At 57.9% G+C, this 16,976-nt stretch carries 18 protein-coding genes and 2 tRNA genes; 8 read left to right on the forward strand and 12 right to left on the reverse strand.

The genetic code is table 11. The features are described 5' to 3' along the window. Positions 1-241: 241 nt before the first annotated feature. The 4 genes from BRA42_RS01695 to BRA42_RS01710 all read right to left on the reverse strand — a co-directional run bounded on the left by BRA42_RS01695 (position 242) and on the right by BRA42_RS01710 (position 2,610). Positions 242-313 (reverse strand) — tRNA-Ala (locus BRA42_RS01695). A 22-nt stretch (positions 314-335) separates the two neighbouring features. Then, the gene (locus BRA42_RS01700; RefSeq protein ID WP_292410083.1) at positions 336-1,349 is read right to left on the reverse strand and encodes a transcription initiation factor IIB; all 1,014 of its coding nucleotides are present in this window, start codon (positions 1,347-1,349) and stop codon (positions 336-338) included. A 338-nt stretch (positions 1,350-1,687) separates the two neighbouring features. Further along, on the reverse strand, positions 1,688-2,332 hold the full coding sequence (locus BRA42_RS01705; RefSeq protein WP_292410085.1) for a histidinol phosphate phosphatase domain-containing protein: 645 nt from the start codon (positions 2,330-2,332) through the stop codon (positions 1,688-1,690). A 5-nt stretch (positions 2,333-2,337) separates the two neighbouring features. After that, complete coding sequence (locus BRA42_RS01710) at positions 2,338-2,610, reverse strand: signal recognition particle subunit SRP19/SEC65 family protein (RefSeq protein WP_292410087.1); 273 nt, start codon at positions 2,608-2,610, stop codon at positions 2,338-2,340. Between the two features lie 54 nt (positions 2,611-2,664). Here BRA42_RS01710 and hypB point away from each other — a divergent pair, with 54 nt between their 5' ends. Further along, the gene (gene hypB / locus BRA42_RS01715) at positions 2,665-3,312 is read left to right on the forward strand and encodes a hydrogenase nickel incorporation protein HypB (protein WP_292410105.1); all 648 of its coding nucleotides are present in this window, start codon (positions 2,665-2,667) and stop codon (positions 3,310-3,312) included. Between the two features lie 106 nt (positions 3,313-3,418). Beyond that, a complete protein-coding gene (locus tag BRA42_RS01720; RefSeq protein WP_292410088.1) occupies positions 3,419-3,796 on the forward strand; it encodes a 30S ribosomal protein S8e in 378 nt (125 codons plus the stop codon). A 69-nt stretch (positions 3,797-3,865) separates the two neighbouring features. Here BRA42_RS01720 and BRA42_RS01725 read toward each other — a convergent pair whose 3' ends face one another. Beyond that, positions 3,866-5,305 carry a bifunctional metallophosphatase/5'-nucleotidase gene (locus tag BRA42_RS01725; protein ID WP_292410090.1) on the reverse strand — a complete coding sequence of 480 codons (1,440 nt, stop codon included), beginning with the start codon at positions 5,303-5,305 and terminating at the stop codon, positions 3,866-3,868. A 108-nt stretch (positions 5,306-5,413) separates the two neighbouring features. Here BRA42_RS01725 and BRA42_RS01730 point away from each other — a divergent pair, with 108 nt between their 5' ends. Further along, entirely contained in the window at positions 5,414-5,836 is a 423-nt protein-coding gene (locus BRA42_RS01730; protein WP_292410091.1) for a hypothetical protein, read from the forward strand. Further along, positions 5,833-6,300, forward strand: a complete 468-nt coding sequence (locus BRA42_RS01735; protein WP_292410092.1) for a DUF2240 family protein — start codon at positions 5,833-5,835, stop codon at positions 6,298-6,300. Before BRA42_RS01730 ends, BRA42_RS01735 begins: the two co-directional genes overlap by 4 nt. A gap of 228 nt (positions 6,301-6,528) precedes the next feature. On the opposite strand, the gene BRA42_RS01740 is transcribed toward BRA42_RS01735, so the two are convergent. Beyond that, positions 6,529-6,927 carry a 30S ribosomal protein S6e gene (locus BRA42_RS01740; protein ID WP_292410093.1) on the reverse strand — a complete coding sequence of 133 codons (399 nt, stop codon included), beginning with the start codon at positions 6,925-6,927 and terminating at the stop codon, positions 6,529-6,531. A gap of 114 nt (positions 6,928-7,041) precedes the next feature. After that, positions 7,042-8,823 carry a translation initiation factor IF-2 gene (gene infB, locus BRA42_RS01745; RefSeq protein ID WP_292410095.1) on the reverse strand — a complete coding sequence of 594 codons (1,782 nt, stop codon included), beginning with the start codon at positions 8,821-8,823 and terminating at the stop codon, positions 7,042-7,044. Positions 8,824-9,191: 368 nt separating this feature from the next. Between infB and BRA42_RS01750 the strand changes: the two genes are divergently transcribed. Further along, positions 9,192-9,264: transfer RNA gene (locus BRA42_RS01750), tRNA-His, on the forward strand. A gap of 286 nt (positions 9,265-9,550) precedes the next feature. Here the strand turns inward: BRA42_RS01750 and BRA42_RS01755 are convergent. The 4 genes from BRA42_RS01755 to BRA42_RS01770 all read right to left on the reverse strand — a co-directional run bounded on the left by BRA42_RS01755 (position 9,551) and on the right by BRA42_RS01770 (position 12,055). Next, positions 9,551-9,844, reverse strand: coding sequence for a type II toxin-antitoxin system RelE/ParE family toxin (locus BRA42_RS01755; RefSeq protein ID WP_342770411.1), 294 nt, complete (start codon positions 9,842-9,844; stop codon positions 9,551-9,553). Next, the gene (locus BRA42_RS01760; RefSeq protein ID WP_292410097.1) at positions 9,820-10,059 is read right to left on the reverse strand and encodes a hypothetical protein; all 240 of its coding nucleotides are present in this window, start codon (positions 10,057-10,059) and stop codon (positions 9,820-9,822) included. Before BRA42_RS01760 ends, BRA42_RS01755 begins: the two co-directional genes overlap by 25 nt. A 288-nt stretch (positions 10,060-10,347) precedes the next feature. After that, the gene (locus tag BRA42_RS01765) at positions 10,348-11,100 is read right to left on the reverse strand and encodes a hypothetical protein (RefSeq protein WP_342771328.1); all 753 of its coding nucleotides are present in this window, start codon (positions 11,098-11,100) and stop codon (positions 10,348-10,350) included. Beyond that, positions 11,087-12,055: a DNA-methyltransferase gene (locus BRA42_RS01770; protein WP_292410827.1), complete on the reverse strand. Its 969-nt coding sequence runs from the start codon at positions 12,053-12,055 to the stop codon at positions 11,087-11,089. Before BRA42_RS01770 ends, BRA42_RS01765 begins: the two co-directional genes overlap by 14 nt. A gap of 585 nt (positions 12,056-12,640) precedes the next feature. On the opposite strand from BRA42_RS01770, the gene BRA42_RS01775 reads away from it, so the two are divergent. The 3 genes from BRA42_RS01775 to BRA42_RS01785 all read left to right on the forward strand — a co-directional run bounded on the left by BRA42_RS01775 (position 12,641) and on the right by BRA42_RS01785 (position 15,991). Next, on the forward strand, positions 12,641-13,135 hold the full coding sequence (locus BRA42_RS01775; RefSeq protein ID WP_292410828.1) for a MarR family winged helix-turn-helix transcriptional regulator: 495 nt from the start codon (positions 12,641-12,643) through the stop codon (positions 13,133-13,135). Beyond that, positions 13,122-14,537, forward strand: a complete 1,416-nt coding sequence (locus tag BRA42_RS01780; protein WP_292410829.1) for an MATE family efflux transporter — start codon at positions 13,122-13,124, stop codon at positions 14,535-14,537. Before BRA42_RS01775 ends, BRA42_RS01780 begins: the two co-directional genes overlap by 14 nt. Before the next feature lie 137 nt (positions 14,538-14,674). After that, a complete protein-coding gene (locus BRA42_RS01785; protein ID WP_342771326.1) occupies positions 14,675-15,991 on the forward strand; it encodes a serpin family protein in 1,317 nt (438 codons plus the stop codon). A gap of 241 nt (positions 15,992-16,232) precedes the next feature. Here the strand turns inward: BRA42_RS01785 and BRA42_RS01790 are convergent, their stop codons facing one another. Then, positions 16,233-16,556: a hypothetical protein gene (locus BRA42_RS01790; protein WP_292409297.1), complete on the reverse strand. Its 324-nt coding sequence runs from the start codon at positions 16,554-16,556 to the stop codon at positions 16,233-16,235. Positions 16,557-16,976: the final 420 nt, after the last annotated feature.

The raw sequence follows: 16,976 nt of genomic DNA on the forward strand, positions 1-16,976 counted from the left end.
CGGCGATAAAAGGCTGGGGCAAAGGCAATTCTCGAAGAGATAATCATCGAGAGCCCGATGTTTCAAAAAAATAGAAGACAGAGTGGACCCGGCGGGATTTGAACCCGCGGCCTCTCTGTCCCGACCGAAGGGGCTGCGCCCCTTTCGCAGACCCCCGGCGACCTGCGGTCGCCCATGAAGGTTAACACGCCATAAATCCGATGATATTTTCTTACAATGTGTTATCAAGAAGAAAGAGGAATGGACCCGGCGGGATTTGAACCCGCGGCCTCTACGTTGCGAACGTAGCGATCTACCCCTGATCTACGAGCCCAAGGGTTTGAGAGGATATGAGATCAGAGTATGATCTCGATATCTAGTTTTTCTGCCAGTTCCTTATATCTGTTCCTGATCGTGACCTCGGTCACGCCCGCAACTTCGGCGACTTCCCGCTGGGTGCGCCGCTCTCCGCCGAGGATGGACGAGATGTAAATAGCGGCCGCAGCGACGCCTGTAGGACCCCTGCCGCTCGTAAGCTCGCGTTCGCCGGCCTGCCGGAGGATCTCGACCGCACGGCTCTGGACCTCACCCTTCAGGTTCAGGCCCGAGCAGAAGCGCGGTACATAATCGATCGGCGACGTCGGCAGGAGTTTCAAGCCGAGCTCGCGCGAGATGAACCGATAGGTGCGCCCGATCTCTTTCCTCGATACACGGGATACCTCCGCAATCTCGTCAAGCGTCCGGGGGACGCTGCACTGCCGACATGCCGCATACAGCGCCGCTGCCGCGACACCCTCAATGCTCCTCCCGCGGATCAGGTTTTTATCCACAGCGTCACGGTAGACCACCGCCGCGGTCTCGCGCACGTTCCGGGGCAGGCCGAGCGCCGACGCCATCCGGTCCAGTTCCGAGAGCGCGAACGCCAGGTTCCGCTCGGTTGCGTTCGAGACCCGGATACGCCGCTGCCACTTCCGGAGCCGGTAGAGCTGGGCGCGGTTCTTGCTCGATATCGCCCGACCGTAGGAATCGCGGTTCCTCCAGTCGATCATCGTCGAGAGACCTTTGTCGTGGATCGTGAACGTCATCGGTGCGCCGACACGGGAGCGCTTCATGCGCTGGTCGTGGTCGAACGCACGCCACTCGGGACCGCGGTCGATAAACTCCTCGTCAAGGACGAGACCGCAGTTCTGGCATACGAGCTCGGCACGCTCATAGTCGTGGACGAGCTGGCGGCTGCCGCACTCGGGACAGACTGTCTGGACACTCTCCTCGGTACGCTTTTTCTCCGTCTCTTTGACTTTCTGCTCCCCTCTCTTCTTCAGGGCTTCGCGCTGCAACTGCAGCTGTTTCAATTTTTCAACTTCTGCCATTGATGATACACCTATTTTGCAAAGATCTTCTCGCCAACCTGCACGGGACAGCTATTATAGCAGAGGACCACGGCATAGGGAGATGATATATTCCCAAAGATGTCAACTACCTTCCCTAACGGTTTTAACCGGCGATCCAGAGCCTCACCATAGAGGCGAGGCAACTGTGCAGCATCACATCGCAAGATTAACAAGCGATTACCGCAAACACTTACAGAACGTCCGATTAACCGCAAACTGCAACCTCTAGAGGGTATTATAGCTGGAAGTATTTAGTAACATATTTATATTAACCCCAAGAGTATAAAAATTTTTTGCTAAATTATAAATACCTCATCTCACTTCTGAAGCAGTTGTTTTCTATCCCGAAAAAGAATTTCCCGCGATTCTGCCTCCGTTAACCCGGCTCCGAGTGCAACCGCCTGTCGCGCTTCCTTTGACAGCAGATCCGAGGGCGCATGCGTATCCGAATCGACCGTAAGAGGACAACCGGCTTCCCGTGCCACCCGCACCACATGGCCGTTGGTCCGGTTGTGCCCCGCACGGGAGGTGATCTCAAGCGCTATACCATGCGCTGCAGCCGCGCGGGCATCCTCAACCGTTATAAGCCCGGGATGGCCGAGCACGTCCACGTACTCGCACGTGCAGGCGGCGTGATTCGTCCCGGGAGCAACCGGCTCCACCACCGTCTCGCCGTGGACCACAACGATATCGGCGCCAAGCCGTTTCGCGTCGCGCGCAAGCGCCGGGATCAGGGGTGGGGGGACATAGGTGAGCTCCACCCCGGCAAGCAGGTCCACGCCGTAATATCGCGCCGAATCCCGGATCGCAGCGACAGTCTCCACCAGGTGCGCGAGGTTTGAGGCATCCGCGTGGTCGGTGATGGCGATGGTGTCGTAGCCGAGCACGGCGGCCCGCCGGACGAGTTCCATCGGGAGGAGTTCGCCGTCGGAGAGGATGGTGTGCATGTGCAGGTCGTACATGCCGGTCACTTCCGGCGGGCAAGACCGCTTGCGACCTTCCGGATCAGGTCTCCCTTGCTTCCTTCCCACTCCGCGACGATCCGGCCTTCGTGTTGCGCCCACCGGGCCGGGTGGTGGCGCTCCTCCACCCGGTGCGGGACCTTCATCCCCTGTAGAATAGTCTCGACGGCAGAGAGCTCCGGGGATTTCACGCCGAGATTCTTTGCGATGCGACGTCCTTCCCGCCGCGTTAGCGTGACGTCGAAGTAACAGGGGTACAGGATGCGTTCTGCACTCATTGTTGTAGAGTTTGGGTGTTAACCTATAAACAGATCATGATCACAGTAATTACTATGCACCATATCGACGTCCATGTGGAAAAGGACATCTACGACGTCAACAACCGCATCGCTGACGCCAACGCAAATCTCCTGAAGGGTCACGGCATCCGGGCGTTCGACCTCCTCGGCGCCATCGGGTCCGGAAAGACCGCCACGATCGAGCGGCTCGTGCCGCTATTCCGGGAGCGGGGGCTCCGCGTCGGCGCCATCGCCGGAGATGTCTACGGCGACGACGATTTCAAGCGGATCGTCGCCCTCGGGGTCCCGGCCTACAACGCGAACACCGGAAAGGAGTGTCACCTCGACGCCCACCTGGTGGAGCACGCCATCGAGCACCTGCCGCTCGATGAGATCGATATCCTCTTCATCGAGAACGTCGGCAACATGGTCTGCCCGACCGACTTCCGGCTGGGCGCCGAGAAGCGGATCGTCGTCGTCAGTTCCACCGAAGGAGACGATGTGGTGAACAAGCACCCGATGATGTTCCGTAGCAGCACCATCGGCGTCATCAACAAGATCGACCTCGCCCCGTTCGTCGGTGCCAACCTCGACCGGATGGAGCAGGACATGCACCGCTATAACCCGGAGATGCAGGTATTCCGGACGAATATGAAGACGGGAGAAGGGATAGACAGGTTGCTGGACGCGATCCTCGCGTGATCAGCACGATTAAATATCTTCATCTCGAACAGTTATAGCACTTTAACGAGGGATTGCTATCCCGCAACGGGTATTGCGTCCTCAGAGAGAGTAGTTCGGTGGTTAAATGCAGTGGCAAGGAAGATCAGTACGGAAGCCATCGGGTGGACGCTACCACACCTCCCAGGGCAAGAAGAGATCGGAGATCGGAAGAGCTCCGGCAGAGACGCATATCGGTGAAGACCGCAAGAAGGTTGTCCGCACCTACGGCGGCAATCAGAAAGTCCGGGCACTCCGGGTAGATTACGCGACGGTTGCAAATCCTGCAACCGGCGAGACCCGGAAGGCGAAGATCGAGACGGTTGAGGCAAACAGCGCCAACCCGAACTATGTCCGGCGGAACCTCCTGACCCGGGGCGCCATCATCCGGACCGAGATGGGGCGCGCGCGGATCGTCAGCAGGCCGAGTCAGGACGGCGTCGTCAATGCCGTCCTGATCGCCTGAGATTCATCTTTTTTCTACGATTAACGCCGGCCTTGCAGCCGATGATGAGATTTTTCACGGAGGCGAACGTCATATCGCCGTCACGCTCCCGGAGAGATCGGCGTTGACGGGACCCCCTGCCAGGCAGCGTTCGAGCGCGTCGACCGCCCGGATGTCGAGGTCCTCCTGGTTCTTCCCGTACTTCCCCGGTACGCCCTGACCGGCGAAGAACGCGGCCCGGTAAACAGCGTCCGGGTCGAGCCGCTTTCCGGCCGCAAAGAATTCCTGAATCCGAAGTCCGGGCGGGTTCTCGATCTTGCAGTAGAGGTTGACTCCCGCGCAACGCTTCACGTAGCCGCCCATCTGCTCGTAGGGGTCGCGCGCGAAGGTCCGCTCCAGGCTCTCCTCCATCATTGCCCGGAGTTCCCGGCCCGTGATCTCGACCGTCGAGACCGGCGGGTTGACCGGGATGATGTTCCAGAGGTCGTTTACCGTGACCGGGCCGGGCGGTACCGGAGCGCCGTAGCGCCAGCCGTTGGAGAACGCCATCTCGGCACCGGTGGCGGACAGCAGCGCCCGCAGGAGAAGATTGTCCATCGTGGCTTCAAGGACCGTGTTCCGGGAAAGGCCCGTCCGGGTCTCCCCGACGACCCGGGAGAGGTAGTCGCGGTGCGGGTCCATGACCCGTCCGACCATCTCCTCGACTTCGGGGTGAGGCGGGGTCTCCTCGCCGACGACGATGAGGTTGTGGTCGAAATGCTTCACCCGCCGGTTCTCCACCGTAAGATCGAGACGCCCGATGAAGGAGCCGTGGCAGCCGGACTGAATGATGATGGTATCGTTCACGACCACCGGTTCAAAAAGGCGGTTGTGGGTGTGCCCCGAGAGAAGGACGTCGATACCATCCACCTCCCGGGCGAGTTGCACCTCCTGGGGGAAACCGAGATGCGATACCGCCACAACGAGATCAACTCCCTCTTCGTCGCGGAGACGGGCGATGTGGCCCGGGAGTTCGGCATTTCCCAGGGTAAAACGGACCCCTTCCGAGAAGGGCATCGGCATCACCTTATCGACGATTGCGGCCGCGATCCCGATGACACCCACCTGCAGCCCATCTGTCTCACAGATCCTGTAAGGGGGGAAGATGAGGTCGCCGGTCGCATTGTCGTAGCAGTTGACGGCGAGGACCGGGTAGTCGAGCCTGCGGGCCACCTTTCCGAACTGCTCCGGGCCGTAGGCAAACTCCCAGTGGGCGGTCATGGCATCGAATCCGAGTGCGTTCAGCACCGGGACAAGCGCTTCGCCTTTAGACCGGACGGCGGGATAGGTCCCGTGGATGGTGTCGCCGCAGTCGAACGCGAGCATCCGACCTGGCCGCGCATCGCGGATCTCCTCGATGAGCGCGGCCGCCCGGGCATACCCGCCCGCCACCCGGTATTCGGGCCGGCCGGCGTCATAGAAGAGTTCCTGGTGCGGCTCCAGATACCCGTGCGAGTCGTTCATCTGCAAGAGCGTAACCTGATCCGTCATACACTTCTCTCGTGACCGGATGCAGGGAAGGAGAGACGGTGCCAAAAACCTTTGCGTCTTCCCGGAGGATCATATCCTTTTTACGTTCCGCAGACCTCAATTCTAGTGATGCGCAGGATATACCATCGTTTTCCACAATCCATCGACCTCGATTTTGAACTCGCCCGGCCGTTCCGGGACGTTCTTGCCTGTATAGCACGGATGCACGACACCCATACGACCGTGCGGGGAGCCGACGGCCTCGTCAAGGAACGAGTTCTCATCCAGATCACGGACGGACGAACGCAATTCCTGAATCTCGATGCCCTGCAGCCGCTCTCCGAGAAAGTCAGCGAGATGGCTGACTTCCGGGTCGATCTTCAGAGGACGCTGCTCACCCCCGAAAAAAGGCTGCCGGTCTCGGAGAGCGTCTTCTTTCTCCGGATTGTCGATAAAGGTCCGGTGACGGAGTGTTACGTGGCGAAGGAAAACCGTCTCGGGGACCTGGACGCGATGGACCTGCGAAGACTGCTCAAGGGTGCCTGCGAGTGAGCGTCAAAATTGCGGTTGCCGCGCCGTTCAAGCATATGCACAAGGAACGGCTGCAGAAGAGCGAGTTCGTCTTCTACATCGCCATCGATCGGAAATGGATGAACAAGGAGCAGGCGAACCACCTCCTGGAGCGGGCGCGGTCAGAGGGGCTCGTCGAGGTGGACGGAGGAGCAATCCGGCCGCTCTTTGACCTCACAGAGGTCTCGATACCGCTTGGGTTCAAGCCCACCTCCGATGTTCTCGCCGCCGAGAGCAGCCCTTACGAAGAGTTGATTGGGCGGATCGCCGCCGCGACCGGAAAGACGCCGCAGGAGGTCGTCGCCGAACTCAACCGGATCGTGACCGACTGTTTCGACGGCAACCTCCGGGTGGAAGCGGCGGTGGTCATCCTCGCAAAGAAGTACGGGGTGGCGTTCGAGGACAAACTCGCTGCTCTGGAGCGAGCGGTCGAAAAGAAGAGGTAGGCAGCGGGAGGGGCCATCGGAGGGAATATATTCCTTCCCGGGGAACGATATCCCGCGGCGCATCATATCTGGTCGGGAGAGACCGACCTCTCCCGATACCGTTCGCACAATCGTCACGCGGTGCAACGGATCGAGAGCATGGTCGGGGGATTTTTGCCTGCAGCTGCAGAGGGTGCGGCCACCCGTGGATATGGGGAGAAGACTCCCCCGGGACTAGATGGTTCTGGTTTATTCGGCCGCCGCTTCGGGCTGGCTGAAATATTCGGCTAAGGGTTTTGAACCGCTCTGTGAAACAGCGGCGTTGATCTGGACGAAATCGGCGCTGATCTCACTGCCCCGCACCGACTTCCTGCGGCGCTCCCCGTCCATGACCGGGTGGAACCCGACGCCCTCGGAGAGGAGAAGCTTTCGTCGTGCAGGTCCGGGAAGGTCGCGGCGTGCGGGAATACCGGTCCTGTCCGTGCCGCCGGTGATCCGGATCGTGTAGCCCGCAAGGCCGAAGATGCCTCCGTCGATCTCGTCGCCGATGCGCTTGCCGATGAGTGACCCCGCAGCGGGGCCGGTTGCATCAACCTTATAGGAACTCCCGGTCTCCGGGTCTGAGAGGATGATTTTGAAATCTACCATGTTGACGACTCCTTCGAAAGTACCTATACAATTTGGGAATATGGTATTAAAAGTCTACCTTTGCGGGGTAGAGGAGAAATGTTGGGCGGTAGAGACCCTCCACGTTGAAGCGGTTCATTTCCCCCAGAAAGGATCTTCCCGGCGCCGAAGGGCGGCGAACTCCTCGAGGATCTCGCGCAGGCTCGGGCTCAGGTGGTCGAGCATCTCTCGCTCGATCACTTTCACGTGCCGCTCCGGGACGTCCACGTAGAGGTCGTCGTCGACGTTGATCTGGCGGCCGACGGTCGGCCCCTCAATGGAGATCGCCACTTCCTTCCCCGCTTCCGCTTCCTGGACCGTCTCGTTCTTTGCCTGGATCTGCTTGAGCCGGCCCACCTTTCTGCCGTTCGGGAGAGTAAGGTCGACACCGCTCTGGAGTTTCCCGCCGAGGACGCGAACGCCGACGACCGCCGGGTTGCTCTGCCGGAAGATGCAGTTCGGGAGGATCCGGATCTTTGCGGGCATGACCAGTTTCTCAAACTGCTGCCGTTCGAGTTCCTGCTTCTTCTCTTCGCGCCACTCGATGTAGTCGTCGAGGAGCTGGTAGATGACCCCGCCCTCGAATATGCTGACGTGGGACATCGCGACATCCGCCAGCGTGTCGACCGCGTCCGGCAGGACCGGGGTGTTGAAGGCGACGATCGCGCTGTAGAGCGGGTCCTTGATCGTCCCGGCCTCAATGACGTCGTGGCGGGTGACCGGCCCGACGGTAGCCCGCATCACCTGGATCTGGTGGCCTTCGAGTTCTTTCGAGAGCGCTTCGAGAGCGCCGATGGTATCCGCCCGGATGATGACCCCGATGTCGGAAAGATTCACCTGGATATCCTGGACTTCATGGCGGACCCGCTCGATCACCTCGTCCCGGTTGCCGCCCCGGATGACCTGAAGGGGGGAACCCGCGATGACCGCGTCGAGTTTCGGGGCGGCAACCTTGATACCCGCAGCGGCGGTGACGGACTTGACCCGCTCGAACCGCTCCTCGATCAGGATCTCCTTCATCGGGCGGGGTTTCAAGAGGGAACGTACTTTCGTCTCGATGATCTGGTCGTTCCCCGCGACGACGATCTCGTCCCCGACCTTGAGGATGCCGTCGTAGAGGATCACGTCGAGCGTCATCCCGAGCCCCCGCTCCTCCTTCACCTCAAGCACGGTGCCGGCACCGGGACCATCGGTGCTGACCTTGAGATTCTCGGTCATGTAGCGCTGGGCAAGCCCGATCAGCACCATCAGGATGTCGGGGAGGCCCTCACCGGTAAGGGCGCTCGTCGGCACGATGCATATGTTCCGCGCAAAGTCCGAGACCCGGTCGAACCGCTCGGAGTTGAACCCGAGGTCGGAGAGTTTACCGACGAGTTCGTAGACCTTTGTCTCAAGCATGCCCTGAACGCGCTCGTTCTGCTGCGCAAATGTCTTGCCGAACGGCTGGCTTTCCTGGACGCGCCAGCCGTGAATGCGGTCGATTTTGTTTGCCGCAATGACGAACGGCGTTTTGTAGTTGCGCAGGATCTGGAGCGCCTCGATCGTCTGGGGACGGAAGCCTTCGTTGATGTCCACCACGACGATCGCCATATCGGCAAGCGCTCCCCCGCGCGCACGGAGGGTGGTGAAGGCGTGGTGTCCGGGGGTGTCGATGAAGAGGAGGCCCGGGACGTTGACGCTGACCTTACTCAGGGCTCCGCCCATGCGGGTGATCGCGTCGATGGGAACGAGCGTGGCGCCGATGTGCTGCGTGATCGCACCCTCTTCAGTCGATACCACGGACGAGCCCCGGATCCTGTCCAGAAGCGACGTCTTGCCGTGGTCCACATGGCCCATCACGCAGACGATGGGGGTTCTGATCGTTGATTGCTTTGCCATGATTATCACCTTCCGGTATATGGGGTCTTGATGAATTATCCCAAAAGATCTGGAGTATTGACCGCCTTTTGTGAATCGCACCAGATTAGGGGCGATTCTCCTACCCCCGGGGCATTGTTTGGCGCCCGGAACACTGGTATGTTATAGAACATGGAGTCTATTAATAATTCACCTGCCAGTCGCCCCCGGCGAACCGTCGCCAATCGCCGCACTTACCGGGGCTCAAGTTCCGGTTCTCACGAAACGTCGTTCGAACCCGGCAACGCATCGGCCGGTTGTACACTCGCGATTGCGGAGAAAGTGTGCCGGGCAGGCGTGCTGAAGAGATACCTTAATCAAATCCGACTACCAAGTATAATGAGTACCTTGCCAGGGTAGGGTAGTCGGTTATCCTAAGGGACTGTGGATCCCTCGACCCGGGTTCAAATCTCGGCCCTGGCCTATCCCGTTTTGGGTTAAAAGCCCGTATGTTCTAAGTAATCCGGTTTCGAGGGCATTGTGCAAATGATTTTTATATTGCCACATCCAGAATGTGGTATACCATGCAACGGGGAGATCTGCATTGCCCCGGTGTGCCTCCCCTATGTACCGCGCACATGTCCGGAGACAGATCGACGGTCGGCGAACGTGGATAGCGGTCGGCTGGTGGTGCCCCCTGTGCGGGACGTTCAAAAATGATGATTAGAGAACCGGTCCCGCGCATCAGTTTCGCAGTTTTCGCGACGCATCAATATTTCCGATAGACTGTTCTTCGGTTTCCGACCTCGATCACGGTAATAATCATCAGATTGTCTTCGATTGTGAGAATCACTCGATAATCACCCACTCGAAGAGAGTACACGGGGTTGCTTTGGTGGTCCTTTAGTTTCTTGACGTGGTGTAAGGGGTAAGGCTCGTTTGCAAGGGACGTCACTTCATCCGTGATCCGTTGCGCCTCGGCCTTCGGTAGACGCCTTAAATCATGTTTTGCCTTCGTGGTGAAGGCAACGTCCCAGATCATTCCAAACCCAAATCCCGGCATACCTCTTTGAGAGAGTGAACATGTCCGGCTCGTATTTCTGCGAACCCCTCTTCGATCCTTTTCTCTGTCTCTTCGCTCAGCGGTTCAGGATCATAGGCCATATCTGCCAAGTCCAGCACCCGGTTCAGCGTCTCGTCATCAGACTCTTGCGGATTGAGTTTCACGGCATCCAGACGAGATTTGGTCGCGGGTTGAAGTCGGATTGTCGCATCCATGATCCACTATAGCCCTCGGCGGAATATAAAAGTCTCGAAGGTAGCGAACGATTCGGAATTCCCGAAGAGTTACATACAGAGCGCCCCGGCGACTTATGATAATCCGTCCCCCCGGTAGAGCCCTGGTCAATGTGCTATCCATCGACAAGGAAGGTAAACGTGGTGACCTGCCGTCATTTGATACGGCAAACATCCCGCTCGATTTCAGAAGCCACAACGTATCAAGGTCATGGCAGACATCACGAAAAAAAGGCGCTGAAATCAAGAGAAGAGCCCGAAGAAAATAGATTATGTATTCCCGGGGAATTGCTCCTCGAACTCCTCCGGATCCACATTGAAATTTTTAACGAGCAGCAGGTGTTCATCTGGGATTTCGCGGCTCTTGAGGCGGTATTTTGATTTCCGGCGTTCTCCGTTGGCATTTCTCATTGTGCGCTGAAAATCGTCGTCAGTCCAGCCTTCCATGACGCCTTTGTTCAGATCGTCGAGGGTGAAGAAATAAGCATAGACTCCCAGTATCAGATATTCCGTTTTCCGCTCGCGCGGGGGTCGCCCATCGCGTTCACGTTCCATAGAATACTCGCTTGATCCACCCTTCAGTTCTTCGTGCCATCTTCTGAAGTCGCCGTTTTTATCCGTACTGACAGCAACATCCACAACGAGGAGGCCGATACCGCCATGCTTTTCCACAAGATCGCTATACCCTTTCACGTCGCCTAGAGGGATTTGGTCTGATTTATCGTATACATGGAATCGAGTGTCCCATACGTAATCGCCCCTTACGAGGTGTCTCTTTTTATCAAGATCGTATACTTGGACCTCGCCGTTGAGTTTTTCTCTACACATCTTCTGGACGAGAAACTTGACATGAAACCCCGCCCATTCTAGTTCTTGCCAGCCGGGAAAACCTGCTTCCTTCATCTCCAGGATAGCCTCTCTTCCGTCTACCCCGCGACATTCTCCCCGTGTGATTCCACCCGTTCCATAGTCCTCAAACAATGCCTCTACAATCAGTGCCGCCTCTTCTTCAGGACTCCGCATCTATTCGCACACCCGCCTTTGTCAAGTATTTAACTGCCAACGGGTATTTTTCTTTTGCCTTTTCGATGTTTTTCCTTCTCAGCTCTTGAAGGGTCGTGTAATCCTGTCCGGGAGTTACAGAATCTATCCGTTCTTCAATAACGGGTTGCATTAATTCGTTTCTCTCAAATCCGAAGAAACGCCGCCAGACAGATTTTGCAGCAACTGCAGTGGTCCCCATTCCCATGAAGGGATCGAATACCAGATCGCCCGGTTTGGAACTGAACTCGATGCATTGCCTGACTACTTCAAGGGGCAACGTCGTGCCGTTCTTGACTTCTCCGGCTTTATACTTCCGGTTAATGTCCCAGACATCCAGTGGATAATGTTCTATTTTGTTGAAGTAGTATTTGTTTGGATCTTTGGCAAGCAATAAGACGTGATAATGGCTTGTTACGTATTTTTTCTTTGTAAAGACCCCGAACTGATACTTCCAGATGATGTGATTGATCGTGGTGAGACCGCTGAGCCGTGCCCCCCGCAGAACGTCTTCGAGGTGGTTCCATCCACTGAAAACATAGGCTGTCGCATGTGGTTTCATGACCTTCTGCAACGATGCCATCCACTGTTCCGTGAACTCCCCATAGTCGGCATCGATTTCATGATACGAGTCTACCACCAAATCCCCGTTTCTGTTGTAAACCGACTCTTTGCCTGAGAAGTCAATACCGAACGGAGGATCCGCGACGACCAGGTCCACACTCTCCGGAGGCATCCGCTCCATTCCCCCGATGCAGTCCTCGAAACAGATGGTGTCCTGCCGGACGGGAGAATGAGGCGGTCCTTCGTAGAGTCTTTGTGCCTCCTCCGGGCTCCAGTACTCGTCAGGTACGAACTTTAGACACGCCAATCCGGGGATATACTTCCTCCTGCGTTTCCCTTTTGGGTTGCCCTCTTTAACATCTGATTGAACCATGATACGGATTATAGCGGGCGGAAGCTTAAAATTTTCGGTCCAATCCGGAAAATCTCGGCGGAAAATTAGATGTATTCCGGGGTTTCATCCCACGTGGGAGAGACAGGGTTTAATTCCGCGCGCTCATTTCACTCCTCTACCACTTACGGAACGAGGATGATCTCCCCCTCGATCTGGCAGTAGTCCTCAATGATATCGCGCTCGGTGTCGCCCAGTTCCTCTCGTCTGATCCTCTGCTCATTGATAGGACGCGTTCTCAACCACTCTAGCCGCGCAACTACATCCTCATGACCAATGGTGCCCCTGCTCCGATACTCTGCCCGTTCGAGGTCTCGGCCCTGGCCTTCTTATGTTTGATCGTCTTTTGCTCCCCTGTGCCGGCGCGCCCGACCGGGAACTGCAATAATTTTTGTCGTTTAACCTCTTAGGCCCCGTTGTGGACAGAAGAAAGACACGGCAAAGGAGGTTTTGTTGACTATACAACTGTTGCACCAACAACAATTATCCCTCCGGCCGTCACACCTGAGAATAGGGAGGAATGCTTTACCGATCGACAATCGTCGTTCGCACGAGACTACATTCAACATGAACTGTCCACCAGATCGTGAACTGCTGCCGCCGGAGATCCCCTTTGCGGGACTCATCTCCATCATTCACCGGCTGCATGCAATCTACCAGAACAACGAAGCGAGAGGCCTCGGTCTCACAGCGGGTCAGTTCCCGTTTCTCTTCCACATAGCGCACCGACCCGACATAACCCAGGATGAGATCGCCGAGCAGGCGCATATCGACAAGGGAACGGTTGCCCGGGCCGTAAAGAAACTCGAAGATGGAGGATTCGTCCGCCGTTCTCCCGATCCCCGGAACCGTCGCAGGTATTTCCTCGCCCTGACGAAGAAGGGGAACGCGACCCTGCCCGCAATCATCGAGATCGAGCGGGCATGGGAGAACCTGATCTCGGCGGGGCTGTCTGAGGCAGAACGCGCCCGGTTACACGAAGATGTGTACAGGCTCGCAAAAAACAGCATCGAACAGATCCGGATATGCGGAGAGGTAGAGGTCGATCATGACGTCGCGTGACCCGTCCCGCCAGGAGACCGCCGCCCACACCGGTGTCGCCATCATGACCGGCGACCCGAAGAACGCGATCCTCAAACTCTCGGGACCGATGATCGTCGCGATGCTCCTCATGTCGCTCTACCACCTGATCAACTCCGTCTGGGTGGCGGGCCTCGGCGACGACGCACTTGCCGCCGTCGGGTTCGTCACCCCGTTGTTCATGATCCTCATCGGCATCGGGAACGGTCTTGGAGCCGGGGCGACCTCAGTCATCGCCCGGTGCATCGGATCCAGGAACAAGGCTCGAGCGGACAACGCTGCGATGCATGCGATGGTCCTCACCGGCGTAATTTCCATCGTCCTGACCATCCTTCTGGTCTTCTTCCTCGAGCCCCTGCTCCTCGTGATCGGCGCCGGAGAAACCACCGGCCTTGCAGTCGATTACGGGGAGGCCCTCTTTGCAGGCACCGTCCTCATGCTCTTCAACAGCGTCGCCTACGGTCTCCTCCGTGCGGAGGGCGACGTGAAGCGGACCATGTATGCCATGAGCGCCTCCGCAGTCCTCAACGCGATCCTCGACCCGATCCTGATCTATACCTTTGGTCTGGGCATCGCCGGAGCCGGGTGGGCAACGGTGATCTCGATGGCCACAGTCACCGCCATCATGCTCTACTGGTTCCTCGTAAAAAGGGACACCTACCTCACCCTCTCGTGGAAAAACTTCACCCACGAATGGCGCGTGCACGCCGCCATCCTGCAGGTCGGACTGCCCGCCAGCCTTGAGATGCTCCTGATATCGAGCGTCACCATCATCATCAACGGTATCCTGGTCGCCGTCTCCGGGACCGATGCAGTCGCGGTCTACAGCGCCGGGTGGCGGATCGTGATGATCGCGACCGTCCCGATCATAGCGGTCGGCGCGGCCGTCGTCACCGTTGCGGGGGCCGCATTCGGAGCGAAACAGCCTGAGAACGTGGCGATTACGCACACATACGCGACAAAGGTCGGAGTCGGCGTCGCGATAGCCACCGGTATCCTCTCCGGTATCCTTGCTCCGGTGATTGCCGCGTTATTCTCGTACTCTCCGGATAGCGCACACCTTGCCCCCGCAATCACGGCATTCCTCCAGTCGATGTGCCTCTTCTACATCTTCATGGCTCCCGGAGTTATGTCGAGTTCAATCTTCCAGGCCGCAGGAGACGGGGTGACCGCACTGATTCTGGCGGTCCTTCGAGAGGTGGTCTTCATCGGGCTCTTTGCGTACCTGCTTGCCATCCCCTTCGGTTTCGGGGAATATGGGGTCTGGTGGGGGATTGTCGCCGGACAGACTGCGGGCGGTATTGTTGCACACGTCTGGGCGCGACTCTTCATCAAACGGCTGAAAAGCAATGTTTCCCTGGGGCAGCCCGCACCCGTTGCCTGATTCCCCAAACCATTTTTGAGACAATTCGTGCGGAGATCTTCTTTCCGCCGCCCCGACACTCGCGATCACGGGAGCAAACGTCAAACAGCCACGATAAACGCAAAGATATAACTATCCGAAACATCATAACGCGCCGTATGAGCAGAGACGGTATCAACGCAGCGATCCTGGCTTTGATCGTCGCGCTCGGCGGCATCGTCGCCGGATGCACCGATACGCCGGGGACGACGTCCGCAGGCTCCGCCCCTCCCACCGGGGAGGAGACGCCCCGCCTTCAGCAGACGGCGGAAAGCGCCGGCAATGTGACGGCAGGAAGCAACCAATTTGCGTTCGACCTCTATAGCAGGCTCGCAAACGACCCGGCGTATGCGGGCAAAAACTTCTTCTTCTCGCCCTACAGCATCTCGTCGGCCCTTGCAATCACTTACGAGGGCGCTCACGGCACGACCGCCGACGAGATCCGCTCGGTGCTGCATCTCCCCGAGAACGATACCCTCCAAAGAGAGGGGTTCTCCGCGATCGACGCCGGTCTGAACCGCGCGGACGCGAACTACATCCTCCGCACGGCAAACGCTCTCTGGGCGGAGGAGACGTATTCGTTCCTCCCGGAGTACACAACCGCGGCCGCTCGCTGGTATGGGGCAAACGTCACGAACCTCGACTTCAAGGGTAGCCCCGAGGCGTCGCGGGAGACGATCAACCGGTGGGTGGAGGAGCAAACTGAAGATAAAATCCGCGACCTTCTCCCGGCGGGTTCAATCGACACCATGACCCGGCTCGTGATCACGAACGCGATCTACTTCAAAGGTACCTGGGTCAAGCAATTCGATGCGAACGAGACGGAGGAGGAAGACTTCCGGATTGCCCCGAACGAGACCGTGCGCGTCCCGATGATGCAGCGGACGGACAGGGGTGCGGTCTACGGGTATACGGAGACCGATACGCTTCAGGTGCTCGAGATGCCGTATGCACGCGGGAACGGCAGTGAGGTCTCGATGCTCGTCCTCCTTCCGAAGGAAGACAGCCTAACGGCTGCGGAAGAGAGTCTGGACGCGGAGACGGTCGCGGGTCTGCACCAGTCGCTGACCTCCCGGAGGGTCGATGTTTTCTTCCCGAAGTTCAGACTCGAGACGGATTACAGCCTCCCGGGAGTTCTTGCGGCGATGGGGATGCCGACGGTGTTCACCGACTCAGCCGACCTCTCGGGGATGGACGGCATGAAGAAGCTCTTCGTCAGCGACATCGTCCATAAAGCGTTCGTCGATGTGAACGAGGAGGGCACCGAGGCGGCGGCCGCGACCGGCGTTATCGTGGCTCCGCTGGCCGCACCCCCGGGAAGCGAAATGCCGATACCCGTCTTCCGGGCGGACCACCCGTTCGTCTTCCTCATCGTCGAGGAGGATTCCGGCACGGTCCTCTTTATAGGACGGGTCGTCAACCAGGAGAGGTTGTAACAGTCATAGAGGGGAGCGGGACGGTGACGAACCGTCCCGCCCATTCATCGACAACGGATCCCGTGAGACCGCGCCTGGCCGGCCGGTTCCCGAGGCACGGATCGGGATCTTGGATAGGCGAAGACCGGACCATCATCCCTCCGGCTTCCACGGCCGGAGCTCCTCGCGTAGATGGGGCCTGCGATCATCAGAATGACACTTGATGTGGAGCCTAAAAGAGACTCGTTAAATAGTATCCTGGCTACCGGGGAGAGCCTGAACCGCCGTTGGCATCATGGCGCTCCCCATCGATGTAGATCGATGCAATATGTCGACGCTCTCCATCTTCGCCGATAAATGCTTCAAGCACTCCATACTTTTGCCCCCAAGCATCCTCTTTCGTAAGAAAGATCTCACACGCATCGGACGCGCGTACCGACTGTAAGACGCTGTCAGCCACTCTCTCTCCCTCGTGGAACAGTTCGAATTCCGAGTGATACGCCGCGATCTCATTAAGCACGTCGGCAAAGCTCCGACACGCCCGGAGCGCCGCACCCGTATCCACAATGCCAATACTGATATCCATTCCGCCTCTCCCGTACACCAGAGCGTACTTTGTACAGTACTAAGTAATCGATGGCTCAGTACATATATACCTTGTGCAGTGAAACGTTACTATGAAAAGTGCGACCACACGTATGAATAAAATTGGCAAAGCAGAGACGAGATTTTTAACGATCCCCGCTGAACTATATAGAGATTCAAATTTCCCCTTTACTGATGAGGATCAGCTTATCGTAACAATTAACAATGACTCTTTGATCGTAACAAAAAATACAGAATCGGTCTCCCACGGACATGATTCCCAGCCAGAGTGATAGTGAGCATCGGTATGAAGGTCGGGAGGTACATCGGCTCCCCTCATTCACCCACCCGTCATAACCTCTCTCGCTCCTCGTGTCAGCTCCCACGGTTCCGATCGACCAAGATTGTGAAGCATCATCTC

The organism is Methanoculleus sp. UBA374 (assembly GCA_002508705.1).
In the GTDB taxonomy this organism is placed as follows: domain Archaea; phylum Halobacteriota; class Methanomicrobia; order Methanomicrobiales; family Methanoculleaceae; genus Methanoculleus; species Methanoculleus palmolei.

Bases quoted from the DNA above. Each gene is read 5' to 3' on its own strand.
- BRA42_RS01770 (WP_292410827.1), bottom strand. From the start codon at position 12,055: ATGGTTCAATCAGATGTTAAAGAGGGCAACCCAAAAGGGAAACGCAGG.
- BRA42_RS01725 (WP_292410090.1), bottom strand. From the start codon at position 5,305: ATGACGGATCAGGTTACGCTCTTGCAGATGAACGACTCGCACGGGTAT.
- infB (WP_292410095.1), bottom strand. From the start codon at position 8,823: ATGGCAAAGCAATCAACGATCAGAACCCCCATCGTCTGCGTGATGGGC.
- BRA42_RS01790 (WP_292409297.1), bottom strand. From the start codon at position 16,556: ATGGATATCAGTATTGGCATTGTGGATACGGGTGCGGCGCTCCGGGCG.
- BRA42_RS01700 (WP_292410083.1), bottom strand. From the start codon at position 1,349: ATGGCAGAAGTTGAAAAATTGAAACAGCTGCAGTTGCAGCGCGAAGCC.
- BRA42_RS01720 (WP_292410088.1), top strand. From the start codon at position 3,419: ATGCAGTGGCAAGGAAGATCAGTACGGAAGCCATCGGGTGGACGCTAC.
- BRA42_RS01740 (WP_292410093.1), bottom strand. From the start codon at position 6,927: ATGGTAGATTTCAAAATCATCCTCTCAGACCCGGAGACCGGGAGTTCC.
- hypB (WP_292410105.1), top strand. From the start codon at position 2,665: ATGCACCATATCGACGTCCATGTGGAAAAGGACATCTACGACGTCAAC.
- BRA42_RS01760 (WP_292410097.1), bottom strand. From the start codon at position 10,059: ATGGATGCGACAATCCGACTTCAACCCGCGACCAAATCTCGTCTGGAT.
- BRA42_RS01705 (WP_292410085.1), bottom strand. From the start codon at position 2,332: ATGTACGACCTGCACATGCACACCATCCTCTCCGACGGCGAACTCCTC.
- BRA42_RS01785 (WP_342771326.1), top strand. From the start codon at position 14,675: ATGAGCAGAGACGGTATCAACGCAGCGATCCTGGCTTTGATCGTCGCG.
- BRA42_RS01780 (WP_292410829.1), top strand. From the start codon at position 13,122: ATGACGTCGCGTGACCCGTCCCGCCAGGAGACCGCCGCCCACACCGGT.
- BRA42_RS01755 (WP_342770411.1), bottom strand. From the start codon at position 9,844: ATGCCGGGATTTGGGTTTGGAATGATCTGGGACGTTGCCTTCACCACG.
- BRA42_RS01710 (WP_292410087.1), bottom strand. From the start codon at position 2,610: ATGAGTGCAGAACGCATCCTGTACCCCTGTTACTTCGACGTCACGCTA.
- BRA42_RS01730 (WP_292410091.1), top strand. From the start codon at position 5,414: ATGCGCAGGATATACCATCGTTTTCCACAATCCATCGACCTCGATTTT.
- BRA42_RS01775 (WP_292410828.1), top strand. From the start codon at position 12,641: ATGAACTGTCCACCAGATCGTGAACTGCTGCCGCCGGAGATCCCCTTT.
- BRA42_RS01765 (WP_342771328.1), bottom strand. From the start codon at position 11,100: ATGCGGAGTCCTGAAGAAGAGGCGGCACTGATTGTAGAGGCATTGTTT.